Annotated in this window: 16 protein-coding genes; 7 read left to right on the plus strand and 9 right to left on the minus strand. The window is 65.0% G+C overall.

Features of this window, described 5'->3' with window-relative positions; genetic code table 11:
• Positions 1–31 precede the first annotated feature (31 nt).
• The 5 genes from J0I42_RS14590 to J0I42_RS14610 form a co-directional block, all read right to left on the minus strand.
• Positions 32–1,480 (minus strand): aspartate aminotransferase family protein, encoded by a 1,449-nt coding sequence (locus J0I42_RS14590; RefSeq protein WP_291655766.1) that lies wholly within the window; start codon positions 1,478–1,480, stop codon positions 32–34.
• Positions 1,477–2,481, minus strand: a complete 1,005-nt coding sequence (locus J0I42_RS14595; protein ID WP_291655767.1) for an NAD-dependent epimerase/dehydratase family protein — start codon at positions 2,479–2,481, stop codon at positions 1,477–1,479. Before J0I42_RS14595 ends, J0I42_RS14590 begins: the two co-directional genes overlap by 4 nt.
• 4 nt (positions 2,482–2,485) lie before the next feature.
• Complete coding sequence (locus tag J0I42_RS14600) at positions 2,486–2,608, minus strand: hypothetical protein (RefSeq protein ID WP_291655768.1); 123 nt, start codon at positions 2,606–2,608, stop codon at positions 2,486–2,488.
• An 8-nt stretch (positions 2,609–2,616) separates the two neighbouring features.
• Entirely contained in the window at positions 2,617–2,985 is a 369-nt protein-coding gene (locus tag J0I42_RS14605; RefSeq protein ID WP_291655769.1) for a DMT family transporter, read from the minus strand.
• A 152-nt stretch (positions 2,986–3,137) separates the two neighbouring features.
• Positions 3,138–4,457 carry a DUF3422 family protein gene (locus tag J0I42_RS14610; RefSeq protein ID WP_291655771.1) on the minus strand — a complete coding sequence of 440 codons (1,320 nt, stop codon included), beginning with the start codon at positions 4,455–4,457 and terminating at the stop codon, positions 3,138–3,140.
• Between the two features lie 148 nt (positions 4,458–4,605).
• Here J0I42_RS14610 and J0I42_RS14615 point away from each other — a divergent pair, with 148 nt between their 5' ends.
• The 4 genes from J0I42_RS14615 (at position 4,606) to J0I42_RS14630 (ending at position 9,044) form a co-directional block, all read left to right on the plus strand.
• On the plus strand, positions 4,606–5,241 hold the full coding sequence (locus tag J0I42_RS14615) for a hypothetical protein (RefSeq protein ID WP_291655773.1): 636 nt from the start codon (positions 4,606–4,608) through the stop codon (positions 5,239–5,241).
• A gap of 297 nt (positions 5,242–5,538) precedes the next feature.
• On the plus strand, positions 5,539–6,477 hold the full coding sequence (locus J0I42_RS14620) for an ABC transporter ATP-binding protein (protein WP_291655774.1): 939 nt from the start codon (positions 5,539–5,541) through the stop codon (positions 6,475–6,477).
• Entirely contained in the window at positions 6,477–7,247 is a 771-nt protein-coding gene (locus tag J0I42_RS14625; RefSeq protein WP_291655776.1) for an ABC transporter permease, read from the plus strand. The genes J0I42_RS14620 and J0I42_RS14625 overlap by 1 nt, the downstream gene beginning before the upstream one ends.
• A 174-nt stretch (positions 7,248–7,421) precedes the next feature.
• A complete protein-coding gene (locus tag J0I42_RS14630) occupies positions 7,422–9,044 on the plus strand; it encodes a peptide chain release factor 3 (protein ID WP_291655777.1) in 1,623 nt (540 codons plus the stop codon).
• Positions 9,045–9,165: 121 nt separating this feature from the next.
• Here the strand turns inward: J0I42_RS14630 and J0I42_RS14635 are convergent, their stop codons facing one another.
• On the minus strand, positions 9,166–9,642 hold the full coding sequence (locus J0I42_RS14635) for an Lrp/AsnC family transcriptional regulator (RefSeq protein ID WP_291655779.1): 477 nt from the start codon (positions 9,640–9,642) through the stop codon (positions 9,166–9,168).
• Positions 9,643–9,820: 178 nt separating this feature from the next.
• Between J0I42_RS14635 and J0I42_RS14640 the strand changes: the two genes are divergently transcribed.
• From J0I42_RS14640 to J0I42_RS14650, 3 genes are all read left to right on the plus strand, one after another.
• Positions 9,821–10,342: a cysteine dioxygenase gene (locus J0I42_RS14640; protein WP_291655781.1), complete on the plus strand. Its 522-nt coding sequence runs from the start codon at positions 9,821–9,823 to the stop codon at positions 10,340–10,342.
• A 90-nt stretch (positions 10,343–10,432) separates the two neighbouring features.
• Positions 10,433–11,023 (plus strand): glycoside hydrolase family 19 protein, encoded by a 591-nt coding sequence (locus J0I42_RS14645; RefSeq protein WP_291655782.1) that lies wholly within the window; start codon positions 10,433–10,435, stop codon positions 11,021–11,023.
• A gap of 158 nt (positions 11,024–11,181) precedes the next feature.
• The gene (locus tag J0I42_RS14650; protein WP_291655784.1) at positions 11,182–11,691 is read left to right on the plus strand and encodes a TspO/MBR family protein; all 510 of its coding nucleotides are present in this window, start codon (positions 11,182–11,184) and stop codon (positions 11,689–11,691) included.
• Here J0I42_RS14650 and J0I42_RS14655 read toward each other — a convergent pair.
• The 3 genes from J0I42_RS14655 to J0I42_RS14665 form a co-directional block, all read right to left on the minus strand.
• Positions 11,688–12,062 (minus strand): response regulator, encoded by a 375-nt coding sequence (locus tag J0I42_RS14655; protein WP_291655785.1) that lies wholly within the window; start codon positions 12,060–12,062, stop codon positions 11,688–11,690. The two genes, J0I42_RS14650 and J0I42_RS14655, sit on opposite strands and share 4 nt — an antisense overlap.
• Positions 12,063–12,071: 9 nt before the next feature.
• Positions 12,072–12,629 carry a hypoxanthine phosphoribosyltransferase gene (gene hpt / locus J0I42_RS14660; RefSeq protein ID WP_291655786.1) on the minus strand — a complete coding sequence of 186 codons (558 nt, stop codon included), beginning with the start codon at positions 12,627–12,629 and terminating at the stop codon, positions 12,072–12,074.
• Between the two features lie 135 nt (positions 12,630–12,764).
• Positions 12,765–13,565, minus strand: coding sequence for a zinc-ribbon domain-containing protein (locus tag J0I42_RS14665; protein ID WP_291655787.1), 801 nt, complete (start codon positions 13,563–13,565; stop codon positions 12,765–12,767).
• Positions 13,566–13,788: the final 223 nt, after the last annotated feature.

A 13,788-nucleotide genomic window follows, 5' to 3' on the forward strand; every position in this document is an offset into this window, starting at 1 on the left:
GCCTCTTTTTTGTTGCTGGTGATCGAACCGGTCAGCCCTTGCCGACCGCGACCTTGCGCAGGTAGCCGGTGACGATGCCGGTGACGCCGCCCGACAGCACGGCCTCGAAGGCCGCGAGGAACTGGTCGCACTGCTCGCGCGTAACGATCAGGGGCGGCTCCAGGCGGATGACGTTGCGGTTATACTCGGTGAAGGCGACGAGCACGTCGTGTTCCTTCAGGAGCAGCGCGCCGACGAAGCCGCAGAGCGAGCCCTTCAGCTTGTCGTCGAGCAGCGCGACCATGTGCTTCAGCCCGAAGGGCATGGTCTCGCTGATGTCCTGGAACTCGACGCCGATCATCAGGCCGCGCCCGCGGATTTCCTTGAGCAGCGTCGGATATTTGGCGCGCAGGCCGTTCAGCTTCTCGATCAGGTAATCGCCCTGGCGCTGGGCATTGCCCATCAGATCCTCGTCATAGAGGACGTTGAGGGCCTCGATCGCCGAGACGCAGGCCTCGCCCATGCCACCGAAGGTCGCCTGCGCATGGATCAGCGCCGACTTCGGCTTGCCATAGGCCTTCATGTAGATCTCGCGCCGCGCGATCATCGCGCCCATCGCGGCTTTCGAGCCGCCGAGCGCCTTGGCGAGCGCGGTGACATCAGGCACCACCCCGTCCCGCTCGAAGGCGAAGAACTGGCCGGTGCGGCCGAGCCCGCACTGCACCTCGTCGGCGACCCAGAGCACGCCATGCTTGTCGCAGAGCGCCCGCAATTCGCGCCAGAAGCCCACGGGCGCCTCGACAATGCCGCCACCGCCCTGGATCGTCTCCATCACGACGATGCCGATCGACGGGTCGCTCTCCAGCGCCTGCCGGACGGCATTGATGTCGCCGAACGGCACCTTGACCCGGTTCTCGACCAGCTTGAACTGCGACTGGTAGAGCGTCGAATCCGTGACCGAGAGCACGCCCTTGGTCTTGCCGTGGAACGAGTTCGCCGCGTGCAGGATCTTGGACTTCTCCGGCCCCTGCGCCTGCTCGGCGACCTTCAGCGCCGCCTCCATCGCCTCCGAGCCGGTCGAGCCGAGGAAGACCATGTCGAGATCGCCCGGCGCGATGGTGGCGAGGTTCTTCGCCAGCGCCGAGGCATATTGCGACATGAAGGCCATGCAGATCTCATGGCGGTTCTCGTCCTGGAACTTCTGCCGGGCCGCGACGATGCGCGGGTGGTTGTGGCCGAAGGCGACCGAGCAGAACCCGCCGAAGAAATCGAGGATCTTGCGACCGTCCTTGGTGATGTAGTGCATGCCCTCGGCGCGATCGACGAGGATCTTGTCGAAGCCGAGCAGCTTCAGGAAGTGAAGCTGACCGGGGTTGATATGGTTGGCAAAGAGCTCCTTGACCTGCGCGGCATCGAGCTGCTTGGCGGCTTCCACGCTGATGAGCTGGGGCCGGGCATTGGTCACGGCGACGTCCTCGTTCTTGAAGGCGGGCATGCTCATGCAGCGAGGCTCCTCTCAGCCTGTTTCGGGCCGTCCTTGGCCTTGCGGTATTCGGTATAGGCGGCGAGCAGCATGTCCTCGTCGCGATGTTGCGGCGCCCAGCCGAGCTCGCGCTTGGCCTTGGAGGTGTCGAGGATGCAGATCTCGTCGGCGATCTTGTACTGCTCGGGGTCCATGATCGGCAGGTTGATCGCGTCGAGCGTGTCGAGCGTCAGCTTCACCAGCGAGGCCGGCGTCGGCAGCAGGATCGACTTCGAGCCGGCATGCTTGATGAGATCACCCAGCAGCTTCTTCACCGGCGGCGGATCGTCGGAGCCGAGATTGTAGGCCTCGTTCGGGAAGCCCGCCTTCCACGCCGCGATGCAGGCGCTGGCGCAGTCGAAGACCGAGATGAACTGGTAGGGATTCTTGCCCGAGCCGATCATCGGCACCGGCAGGTTCATGTCGATCAGCTTGAACAGCTTGACGAGGATGCCGAGCCGCCCCGGCCCGATGATCAGGCGCGGCCGGAAGATCGGGATGCGAAAACCCTTGGCGCGGTACTCATCGGCGAGGCGCTCGGTCGCGAGCTTGCTCTCGCCATATTCGCCGAGCGGATGGGCCGGGTGCGTTTCGTCCTGCGGCACGGTCACCGAATGGCCGTAGATCATGTCGGTGGTGAAATGGACCAGCCGGTTGGCGCCGTTCTTCTCCATCCACGACAGAATGTTCTGCGTGCCGTGATAGTTCACCGGCCAGAAGAACTCATGCCGCTCGGCCCGTGTCACGATCGGCGAGAGCATCTTGGCAGAGAGATTGTAGACGAGGTCTTCCGGCGCGAGCGGAATCGAGTCCACGCTCTCGGCCTTGGTCACGTCGACCGTCAGGAACGGCACCTTGGCGTAATGCGCATGGCCGCTCTGGTGGATATCCGCGACCAGCACCTCTTCGCCCATGGCGGAGAGATCAGCCGCCAGATGCGATCCGACGAAGCCGTCGCCGCCGATGATGATATGCTTCATCGCGTCACCTCCGGTCGACGGGCAGGCGCGGATGGCGGTTGCGCACCGGCACCGGGATCGGCTGCGGCGCCGCCGGCGGCTCGAACAGGGCGCCGAGGCGCAGGAACAGGCGTACGATCAGGTCCATGATCTCCCTCAGCTTTGTGCAATGAAGATGGTGCCCAGCACGATGAAGCCGATGCCGGCGATGCGCATCGCGCTCAGGTCCTCGTGGAAGACGAAATAGGCGTAAGCCGCGACCACGACATAGGCGAGGCTCAGGAACGGATAGGCGTAGCTGATCTGCACCTTGGAGAGCACGATCAGGTGCGAGGCCATGCTGATCACGAAAGTGCACAGGCCCGCGAAGACGAAGGGATTGAAGACGACGCGGAAGACCGTACCGATCAAGCCGTCATCGGCGACATTGAGCGAGCCAAGGCCAGTCATGCCGCGCTTGAGCATCAATTGCGCGGCAGCGTTGGTCAGCACCGTGAACAGGATCAGGGGAAGATAGGCGTTCATGGTGGCGCTTGCCGGCTCCGCATGGCTTCGTCGTCACCGGAATGCAGCCGAAAATACTTCAAATGCCTTAGGGGCCGCGGCCGACTTGCTTCTAGCGTTAAGGCTCTGCTGACGGGATCGCAGAAAATCGCCCACGCTTCTTCAGTCGTTGCTCAGCCCTCGTGATGCCCGCGCCGGATGCGCCTGACCGCCAGCCAGACACCGGCCAGCGCCACCGGAACGAACAGCGCCATGGCGACGTTCGTATCCGGCATCGGCCAGCCGGCTTCCTTGACGCCCTTGGCGAGATAGCCGAACAGGCTGACGACGTAATACGCGATGGCCGCGACCGACAGCCCCTCGACCGTATGCTGCAGGCGCAATTGCAATCGCGTCCGCTCGTTCATCGCGGCGAGGAGGTCGCGGTTCTGCTGCTCCAGCGCGACGTCGACGCGGGTTCGCAGCAGGTTCGAGGCGCGGCCCAGATTGCGCGAGAGGTCGGCCAGGCGCCCGACCAGCATCTGGCAGGTCCGCATCGCCGGCGCCATCCGCCGCGACAGAAAGGCCGAGACCGTCGGCCAGCCCTCATGCGGCTGCTCGCCGATCGCGGCCAGGCGCTGCTGCACGATGTCGCTGTAGGCGCGGCTCGCGCCGAAGCGGTAGCCGGCGACGGTCGCCTCCGCCTGGAGTCTCGCCGCGAGCGCCGTCATCTCGTCAAGCAGCGCGTTGTCGGCGGCAAGTCCATCCGTCCGCGTCATCGTGTTGGCGATACGCACCAACGCGTCCTCGGTCGATTTGACGAATGGCGCGATGCGATGGGCTTCCGGCAGACCGAGCAGGGCGAGTGTCCGGTAAGTCTCGATCTCGAGCAGACGCTGCGCGAGGGCCCCCGCCCGTGCCGGCGTCAATGCGCGATCGCGTACGAGGATACGCACGAACCCGTCGGCGCAAGCCCGGAAATCGGTCGCCGCCATCGCTGCGCCGCCATCGACCGAGACCACCGCTAGGCTGGATGCGTCGAACAATCTGTCGAAGGCCTCCGTTGGCCGTTCCACGACCAGATGCAGGTCGACGGAGACGAGATGCGGACCCGGCTGCGGCAATTCGAGCATCGGCTGCGGCAGCATCGCGGGCGGTGGCTCGAAGGGCTGGGCGCCATTCGCCGGAAGTTCCCAGCTAAAAGTGGTGAACTCGCTGTGCTGTTCCCAGCGCAAGCCGGTGTCGTTGAGCCGGACGCGATGATGCTTGGCCCCGTCCGATGGACCGGCGACGCCGCGCTCGGCACAGAAGTGCGCAAGTGCCGCACGGTCGGCGGCGGCCTGCTCGGGATCGGTCAGGAAGGCGAAATGCAGGACGCGGCTCGGCGTCGCCATCGGCGCGAAGGGGCGCGCATGCACCTCACCGAGAATCAGGCCGCGGTCGGGATGGGCGACCAGCCGCGAGGTCGCCGGCTGCGGTGCCCGGATCTCCGCCGCGTTGCGCGCGTCTTCCATCGCCGCTCCTGGTCCCTCGACGAAACCAGCTTGCCTTACGTCATCCGATGCGCCAACACGCCGCGACGTCGCAGGGCCGGGCGCTGCTGCCACCTCCTGTCGCGCAGGCCCCGGATGCTGACCACGATCAAGCTCGGCGAGCCATACCATGCCCCTTCCCAACCGCGTCAGACCCGATGGCACGCTCTTCGCCGATCCCGCGCGCGGCACCTTCTACGGCAATCGCGGCGGCCGTTTCCATGACCCGGCGGCGCATGACGTTCCGACCCGGATGCAGGCGACGCGGCAATGGCTCTGCTGCGTCCTCTCGTTCAAGGGGCGCAAGCGCAAGGTCTGGGGCCGCGGCTATACCGAGTTGTTCTTCTGCGACGAGGTTACGGCACTCGCCGCGGGACATCGCCCCTGCATGGAATGCCGCCGCCAGGACGCACTCGCCTATCGCGAGGCGCTTGTCCGGGGTCTCGGACTTGCCGAGACCCCGCTCTTTCCCGATCTCGACCGCATTCTCGATGCTGATCGTCGTGACGGCCGTCTGAAGCGCACGCACCGGCTGACGGCCGAGGCATTGCCCGATGGCGCGATGCTGCGATCGGATGACGGGGCGGCGTTCCTGGCGCTGCGCGGCACCTCCGCCTTGCTCTGGTCGCCCGGTGGTTATGTCGGGCAACGGAAACGCCCAGCCGGCACTGTCACCGTGCTCACTCCGCCGGCGACGCTCGCGGCACTGGAGCACGGCTATCGCCCGCGATGGCACCCGACCGCGGAGGCGTTCAGCGCAGCCTGACCTGCCATTGGCAGGAACATTCCCCCTCAGGAAGGCGTTGCCGCAGCATCATCGATCCAACGAGGGGCTGACAATGCGTTCCATCGTCCTGTGGCTGGTAGGCGTGCCGATTCCGATCATCATCCTGTTGTGGTTCTTCATGAAGTAGCGTTCGGTTGCATGGCGTGAAGAAGGCCGGGCCCCGTGCCCGGCCTTCTCGTTTGGCGGAACGCTTCCCGCCATGAACTGACAGGCGATCATGCTTACCCCGCATGACCCAGCCATCGTAACCGAGCATCGGCTTCCCATATGCCGCCCATGTCAGACATCAACCCACCGATCATCTCGGTCTCCGGCCTTTCGAAGACCTATGCCTCCGGCTTCAGCGCGCTGAAATCGATAGATCTCGCTATCCAGCGCGGCGAAATCTTCGCCCTGCTCGGCCCCAATGGCGCCGGCAAGACGACGCTGATCAGCATCATCTGCGGCCTCGTCCGGCCGAGCACCGGCACGGTCACCGCCGATGGCCATGACATTCTCAGCGATTATCGCGCCGCCCGCTCGGCGATCGGCCTCGTGCCGCAGGAGCTGACGACCGACGCCTTCGAGACGGTGTGGTCGACCGTGAATTTCAGCCGCGGCCTCTTCGGCAAGCCGAACGACCCGGCCCTGATCGAGCGCATCCTGAAAGACCTCTCGCTCTGGGAGAAGAAAGACAGCCAGATCCGCATGCTCTCCGGCGGCATGAAGCGGCGCGTCATGATCGCCAAGGCGCTTTCGCACGAACCGCGCATCCTCTTCCTGGACGAGCCCACCGCCGGCGTCGATGTCGAGCTCCGGCAGGACATGTGGCGGATGGTCCGCCGGCTGCGCGACGAGGGCGTCACCATCATCCTGACGACCCATTACATCGAGGAGGCCGAGGAGATGGCCGACCGCGTCGGCGTCATCTCCAAGGGCGAGATCATCCTTGTCGAGGAGAAGGCCGAGCTGATGCGCAAGCTCGGCAAGAAGCAGCTTTCCCTCCAGCTCCAGCAGCCGATCGCTGCCGTGCCGGAGGCGCTCGCAAGCTTCGACCTCAAGCTCTCGGCCGCGGGCGACGAGATCGTCTATATCTACGACACGCAAGGAGAGCGCACCGGCATCACCACCTTGCTGCAAGGCCTAGCCGAGGCCGGTATCCGCTTCCGCGACCTCAGCACCAGCCAGAGCTCGCTCGAGGATATCTTCGTGAGCCTGGTCAAGGAGCGCCGCTGATGACCGGTCTCAACCTCCACGCCATCGCCGCGATCTACCGCTTCGAGATGGCCCGCACCTGGCGCACGCCGCTGCAGAGCATCGTTTCGCCCGTGCTTTCGACCTCGCTCTATTTCATCGTCTTCGGCGGTGCGATCGGCTCGCGCATGCAGTCGGTCGAGGGAGTGCCCTACGGCGCCTTCATCGTGCCCGGCCTGATCATGCTCTCGCTCCTGACGCAGAGCATCGCCAATGCCTCCTTCGCGATCTACTTCCCGAAATTCACCGGCACGATCTACGAACTACTCTCCGCCCCCGTCGCCTGGTGGGAGGCGGTGATCGCCTATGTCGGCGCCGCCGCGACCAAGTCGATCCTGCTCGGGCTCATCATCCTGTTGACCGCAACCTTCTTCGTGCCCCTCAGGATCGAGCACCCCGTGATGATGCTGCTCTTCCTCGTGCTGACGGCGACGACCTTCAGCTTGTTCGGCTTCATCATCGGCATCTGGGCCGACGGTTTCGAGAAATTGCAGGTCATTCCACTGCTGATCGTAACCCCGCTCGCCTTCTTGGGCGGCTCGTTCTACTCGATCTCGATGCTGCCGCCCTTCTGGCAGACGGTGACGCTGTTCAACCCTGTCGTCTATCTGATCAGCGGCTTCCGCTGGAGCTTCTACGGGCTCGCCGATGTCAGCCTGGGGGTCAGCCTCGGCATGACGCTGTTCTTCCTTGTCGTCTGCATCGCCGTTGTCGGCTGGATCTTCAAGACGGGCTACCGGCTGAAGAACTGAGTGCCTTTACGGCGAACAGCTCCTCGTCATGGTCGGGTTTGTCCCGATCATCCACGTCTTCGCTGATCGAACTCGTGTTCAAGACGTGGATGCTTGCCACAAGGACGAGCATGACGAAGCATTGAAGCTTCGACACCAATTGACTTCCGCCCCCCTTCCGTCTTCATGCGCGCCATGACCGATCTTTCGACCCTGGAAGCGTCCGCGGCCTCGGCAGCGCCACATGCGCGCCGGCGCACCTTCGCCATCATCTCGCATCCGGACGCGGGCAAGACGACGCTGACCGAGAAGCTGCTCTATTTCGGCGGCGCCATTCAGCTCGCCGGTGAAGTCCGCGCCAAGCAGGGGCGTCGACAGACCTCCTCGGACTGGATGAAGATCGAGCGCCAGCGCGGCATCTCGGTCGTAACCTCCGTGATGACCTTCGAGTACGGCGGGCACGTCTTCAATCTGCTGGATACGCCGGGCCACGAGGACTTCTCGGAAGACACCTATCGCACCCTGACCGCGGTCGATTCCGCCGTCATGGTGATCGACGCCGCCAAGGGCATCGAGGACCGCACCAAGAAGCTGTTCGAGGTCTGCCGGCTCCGCGACATCCCGATCGTCACCTTCATCAACAAGGTCGACCGCGAGACGCGCGATCCCTTCGACCTGATCAACGAGATCGAGACGACGCTGGCACTCGACGTCGCGCCGATGACCTGGCCTGTCGGCCGCGGCCGCGAGTTCGTCGGCACCTACGATCTCAAGGCCAACACCTTCCGCCGCAACCAGAAGGGCGACGAGCGAGCCGAGGACCAGCGCGTCTCCGGCTGGGACGATCCGCTTTTCGACGAGTTGCTGCCGCATGGCGCCGCCGAGACCTGGCGCGAGGAGGTCTTCCTCGCCGCCGAGGGACTGAAGCCCTTCGATCTCCAGGCCTTTCGCGAGGGCCATCTGACGCCGCTCTACTGGGGCGCGGCACTGCGCGACTACGGCGTGCGCGACCTGATCGATGCGCTGGGCCGTTATGCCCCGAGCCCACGCGCGCAAGCGTCCGACAAGCGCCCGATCGAGGCCGGCGAGCCGAAGATGACCGGCTTCGTCTTCAAGATCCAGGCGAACATGGACCCGAACCATCGCGACCGCATCGCCTTCATGCGCGTCTGCTCGGGCAAGCTGTCACGTGGCATGAAGGCCAAGCTGGTGCGCACCGGCAAGCCGATGCCGCTCAACGCCCCGCAGTTCTTCTTCGCCCGCGACCGCTCGATCGCCGAGGAAGCCTTCGCCGGCGACATCGTCGGCCTGCCGAACCACGGCACCCTGCGCATCGGCGACACCCTGACCGAGGGCGAGGATATCGTCTTCAAGGGCGTGCCGAGCTTCAGCCCGGAAATCCTGCGCCGCGTCAAGCTCAAGGACGCCATGAAAGCCAAGAAGCTGCGCGAAGCACTGCAGCAGATGGCCGAGGAAGGCGTCGTTCAGCTTTTTCTGCCACACGATGGCGCCCCCGCCATCGTCGGCGTCGTCGGCGCGCTCCAGCTCGACGTGCTCAAGGAGCGCATGGACGTGGAGTACTCGCTTCCGGTCGACTTCGAGCCCTGCCAGTTCTCGATCGCGCGCTGGGTCTCCGCGGATGACAAGGCCGCGCTGGAGAAGTTCGTCGGTCTCAAGCCATCCTCGATGGCCGACGATCTCGACGGCGACCCGGTCTTCATGGCCTCGTCCCAGTTCACGCTGAAATACGATGCCGAGCGTGCGCCCGACATCACCTTCTCGGACGTGAAGGACTACCAGAAGGTCACGAAGGCCTGAGGCCGGTCCCCAGGCGTCATGCCCGCCCTTGCGGCGAGCGTCCCCGTCTCGAACACCGGCCTCGATGAAGGAAGGCGTGGATGGTCGGCACAAGCCCGATCGTGACCGGCCGTTAGCGCGTTCATCCCTCCACGGCGAAACCCAGCGGGATCGCAGTCGTCGATTTCAGCTCCTCCATCGCGAACATCGAGGTCACGTCGCTGAGATCGATGCGCGAGATCAGCTTCTTGTAGAGGGCGTCGTAGGCCGCGATATCGGAGACGCAGGCCTTGAGCAGATAGTCGATCTCGCCGCTCATCCGGTAGAAATCGACGATCTCCGGCAGATCCTGCACGGCCGCATGGAAGCGCTCCAGCCACTCCATCGAGTGGCGCGCCGTCCGGACCGCGATGAAGACGGTGACGCCCGCCTTGAGCTTCTCACGGTCGAGCAGCGCGACGCGGCGCTTGATATAGCCGCCCTCTTCCAGCTTCTGCACGCGCCGCCAGCAGGGCGATGACGACAGCCCCACCGCCTCGGCGAGTTCGGAGAGCGGCAGATTCGCATCCTCCTGCAATCGCGCCAGAATACGCAGATCGAACGCATCGAGCTTCGCCATGTCACTCCACCAAATTGGGAATCAGGTTGCTTCTCGAAGAATAAAAGCGGGAGATAATTCCCAACATAGTCTCATGGTGGGCACTGAATTCCAATTGGGGATGAAAATTCTCCAATTCCGCAAACCGCTGCCCGCGCCCGCGCCCTATCATTTCCGAAATGATCCGGAGGGGAATGGCATGCAGGGTTTTCTCAGCGAGGAGCGGCGCGGGGCTGTGTTGCGCAGCCTGCGTACGGATGCGGGCACGCTGACGCGTGACTACCTGAGCGCCGCCCGCGAGGTGCTGCAGGAACTCGTCGCCATGCCCGACCTGATCCAGCGCCTGCCGCTGGAGCGCAAGGCCGGCGGCTACAGCCGCAACCTGCTCGCCGGCAACGACGCGGTCAGCGTCTGGGCGATCGTCTGGAGCGAAGGCTCGTCGACCTCGATCCACGATCATCATTGCTCCTGCTGTTTCGGCGTGGTCTCCGGCTCTGTCACGGAAACCTGGTATCGTGCCATCGACGCCAATCGCGCTGTCCAGACCGAGGAGCAGGAGCGCAAGCCCGGCTATGTCGCCTGCATGCTGCCCTCGGGTCCGAATATTCACCGCATGCGCAATTTCGGCCCCGGCGATGCGATCTCGATCCATATCTACGGCTTCGATCATGAGGTCCATGCCTCCTCGATCGAGAGCGAGTACACCGCCGTCAGCGGCTGACCTCTCGTCTCCCCAGCGGGGCCGCGCAAGCGATTTATCCCCGGCTCCGCGGCAGCGACGATGATGCCCTCCTTTTCGGAGGGCATTTTCATGTCGATGCGCGCCATCGGAAACTGGATCGGTCTCGACAACGCAGGCGAGCCGGGCCTGGCGGTCACCCGCGCGCGCCTGCTGCGTCTCGCGCCTGCGGCCAATGCCGCGATCGTGGCCGGCATCGCCGAGCGTTTCGACCAACTGGCCGACGCCCATGACGTGACGACACACCAGCGCCTCTGTCATTTCCTTGCACAGGCCGCTCATGAGACCGACGGCTTCCGCACACTCGAGGAATATGGCGGGCCGGCCTATTTCCTCCGCTACGAGGGCCGCCGCGATCTCGGCAACACGCAGGCCGGCGACGGCATCCGCTATCACGGCCGCGGCATCTTCCAGCTTACCGGCCGGGCCAATTACCGTCGCTTCGGCCAGTTGCTCGGTATCGACCTCGAAGCCGAGCCCGAGCGGGCGAAAGAGCCCGCAACCTCATTGCGTGTCGCCTTCGCCTATTGGAGCGAGCGTGCGATCAACCCGGCTGCGGATGCGGACGATATCGAACGCGTGACCAGGCTGATCAACGGGGGCCGCAACGGGCTGGGGGAACGGGCACGCTATCTCGCGAGGGCGAAAGCGATCTGGCTGTGAGGGCGTCCTCGCCCAGCCGGGATGGGTGGCCGGCGTTTCGGCGCACCCTGCCTCGGAAAAAGTTCCATGAGAGGGAGGCATGTTCGCTGCTGCAGGCAGCATGTCCGAAACAGACGCAGCGCCTTGCAGGACGCGCCGCGCCATCCCATGATCGGACCATGACGACGCCCACCGACATGCGCTCCGACCATCGCCCGCCGCTCTGGCAGGCGCTCGCCATCGCGATCCTGCCGGTGGTGGCCGCCTCGATCGCCGGCAGCGCCGCAACGGTACCGCAAATCCCGACCTGGTATGCCGGGCTCGCCAAGCCGCCCTTCAATCCGCCGAACTGGATCTTCGCGCCGATCTGGACCATGCTTTTCGCGCTGATCGCGCTCGGCGCCTTCCGCATTCTGCGTCTGGCGGTCGGCACACCCGGGCGCCGGCGGGCGCTGCTGGTCTATCACCTGCAGCTTCTGTTCAATATCGGCTGGTCGTTCGCCTTCTTCGGCGCCAACAGCCCGCTCGCCGGCCTTGCCGTGATCCTGCCGCTGCTCGTCCTGATCGCGGCGACGATTGCAGCCTTCCGGCCGCTCGACCGGCTCGCCTCGAACCTGCTCTGGCCCTATCTTGCCTGGGTCGCCTTCGCGGCGCTGCTCAACACCTCGATCTGGTGGCTGAACGGCTAGCCGATCGAGCGTTCGATCACCTTCATCACCGTCGCACGCAGTTCGGCAATGGTGAACGGCTTGGCCATCACCTCGGCCACGATCGATTCCAGACTTTTCGCGCGCTCACGCTGCTCGGCATAGCCGGTCATCAGCATGATCGTCAGTTCGGGAAATTGCTGCTTGGCGGCGAGAGCCAGCGCGATCCCATCCATCAGGGGCATACGGATATCGGTCAGCAGCAGGTCGAAGCGACCCTGCTCGGCGACAAGGACATCGAGCGCCTCGGCGCCGTCCGACGCAGTGAGACAACTATGTCCGTCGAGCCCAAGTCCGCGCGCGACAAGCATGCGCAGCGGCTCCTCGTCGTCGACGACCAGAATACGCGACATGGCTCCTCCTCAGATCCCCGGCAAACCGGCCTGATCATCGGTCTCGACCACACCCACGAAGGGCAGTTGCCGGTAGGAATGTGCGACGTCCATGCCATAGCCGACCACGAAATAATCGGGACATTCGAAACCGACATAATCCGCCTGGATGTTGACAGCCCGCTTGTGCGGCTTTTCCAGCAGCACCGCTGTCGAAACCCTGGACGCGCCGCGTGCCGTCAGCAGGTCCTTGGCGAAGGCGAGCGTCCGGCCGGATTCGAGGATATCGTCGACCAGCAGCACGTCGCGCCCGCGCACCTCGCTCTGCACGTCGCGCAAAATCTCGACCTGGCCAGAAGAGACGGTCCCGGAGAGATAGCTGGACAGATGGATGAACTCGACCTGCGGCGAAAGTCCGGTGCGATGCATCGCCCGGATCAGGTCGGCGGCGAACATGAAGCTGCCCTTCAGGACGGCGACGACGAGCAGGTCCCTGGGGTTGCTGGCTGCGATGGCCTGCGCCATCTCCTCGTTGCGCCGCGCGATCGCCGCTTCATCGTAGAGAACCCTGATGCGCCGTTCCGGCATGATAACTCCGTTTCGATATCCGGCCGCGACGGCCCTCGCGCGTTTCCGGCGCGCCGAAAGCCTGAGGGGCGATGATTCGTGAAAACCGTCCGGCTGCTGGCCCGGCCCGGTCGACAGGCCATTGTCCTAGCAGCCTCAGCGCTTGCTGGCGAGATTGGCCGCGGTCGTGGCCGATGTGAAGCGCACCCTGACCGATTGTCCCTGCTCCGGCGGAGAGGCCAGCCGCGCCCGGAAGCGGATCAGCTCCGCCGGTTCGAGACTCGCGCGCGGCGGCTCCGTCGTCCAGGTATAGAGCGTCGTGCCACCGGCATCCTTGACCGCAACCTCGATCAGCGGCACCGGGGCCTTGCTCTTGGTGATATTGGTGACGTCGCCCTCCACGACGAGGAAACGGCTCTCGCCGTCCGAGACCACGCCGCTCTCGACCGAACTCAGGCTGAGGCCCCGAACGTTCACCGGCAGCCCGATCGTCTCGAACAGGCCAGCGAGTTGCGGCGCGGCGCGAACCGCCGCCTCGCGCTGCCACGTCACGGCAGCAAGCAGCGCGACGCCTGCCAGGGCGACGGCGGCCGGCAGGCCGGCCCTGCTGCAACTCAGCAGAGCGCCCGTCGCCTTGCTCGGCTTCGCGGAAGACTTTCCCCGGCGCTTCTTCGGGGCCGGCGGCGGCGCCTCTACGGCTGGCATTTCCTCCGCGGCGCCTGGCCGGCCTGCTTCGGCGGCCAATGCGGTGATCTCTGCATCGATCGCAGCGGCATGCTCCAGCTCTTCGGCGAGCAGTGCCTGGGTTTCAGCCTCGCTGGGCGGCGTCGGGAAGGCGGTTGGTTCGACATGCCAGGACGCTTTGCAGGTGGCGCATCGCACCTTGCGCCCTTCCGGCCCCAGTTTGGCCGCGTCGAGTTCATACTGGCTCGCGCAGGATGGGCAGACGATCAGCATGGCTGCGAGCCAACTCCTTCAAGACGATTGCCGCAAGCGCTTCGACGCATCGACAGGGCATCGCATGGCGGCAGCCATTGCGCGCGGTTCCATTGGCGCGATTTATGGTTAACGCCCCGTGAAGAATCTCTGGGGCAGACTGGCCGCCTCACGATCTTTCCGCGTCCGATGGCTTGCGGTGTAGGATCGTCTGCGGATTCGCAAGAGACCGGTTCAGCGAGGA

The organism is Allobosea sp., assembly GCF_017308015.1.
GTDB lineage: Bacteria > Pseudomonadota > Alphaproteobacteria > Rhizobiales > Beijerinckiaceae > Allobosea.

Bases quoted from the DNA above. Each gene is read 5' to 3' on its own strand.
- J0I42_RS14665 (WP_291655787.1), bottom strand. From the start codon at position 13,565: ATGCTGATCGTCTGCCCATCCTGCGCGAGCCAGTATGAACTCGACGCG.
- J0I42_RS14630 (WP_291655777.1), top strand. From the start codon at position 7,422: ATGACCGATCTTTCGACCCTGGAAGCGTCCGCGGCCTCGGCAGCGCCA.
- J0I42_RS14610 (WP_291655771.1), bottom strand. From the start codon at position 4,457: ATGGAAGACGCGCGCAACGCGGCGGAGATCCGGGCACCGCAGCCGGCG.
- J0I42_RS14620 (WP_291655774.1), top strand. From the start codon at position 5,539: ATGTCAGACATCAACCCACCGATCATCTCGGTCTCCGGCCTTTCGAAG.
- hpt (WP_291655786.1), bottom strand. From the start codon at position 12,629: ATGCCGGAACGGCGCATCAGGGTTCTCTACGATGAAGCGGCGATCGCG.
- J0I42_RS14615 (WP_291655773.1), top strand. From the start codon at position 4,606: ATGCCCCTTCCCAACCGCGTCAGACCCGATGGCACGCTCTTCGCCGAT.
- J0I42_RS14655 (WP_291655785.1), bottom strand. From the start codon at position 12,062: ATGTCGCGTATTCTGGTCGTCGACGACGAGGAGCCGCTGCGCATGCTT.
- J0I42_RS14645 (WP_291655782.1), top strand. From the start codon at position 10,433: ATGTCGATGCGCGCCATCGGAAACTGGATCGGTCTCGACAACGCAGGC.
- J0I42_RS14590 (WP_291655766.1), bottom strand. From the start codon at position 1,480: ATGAGCATGCCCGCCTTCAAGAACGAGGACGTCGCCGTGACCAATGCC.
- J0I42_RS14640 (WP_291655781.1), top strand. From the start codon at position 9,821: ATGCAGGGTTTTCTCAGCGAGGAGCGGCGCGGGGCTGTGTTGCGCAGC.
- J0I42_RS14650 (WP_291655784.1), top strand. From the start codon at position 11,182: ATGACGACGCCCACCGACATGCGCTCCGACCATCGCCCGCCGCTCTGG.
- J0I42_RS14600 (WP_291655768.1), bottom strand. From the start codon at position 2,608: ATGGACCTGATCGTACGCCTGTTCCTGCGCCTCGGCGCCCTGTTCGAG.
- J0I42_RS14605 (WP_291655769.1), bottom strand. From the start codon at position 2,985: ATGAACGCCTATCTTCCCCTGATCCTGTTCACGGTGCTGACCAACGCT.
- J0I42_RS14595 (WP_291655767.1), bottom strand. From the start codon at position 2,481: ATGAAGCATATCATCATCGGCGGCGACGGCTTCGTCGGATCGCATCTG.
- J0I42_RS14625 (WP_291655776.1), top strand. From the start codon at position 6,477: ATGACCGGTCTCAACCTCCACGCCATCGCCGCGATCTACCGCTTCGAG.
- J0I42_RS14635 (WP_291655779.1), bottom strand. From the start codon at position 9,642: ATGGCGAAGCTCGATGCGTTCGATCTGCGTATTCTGGCGCGATTGCAG.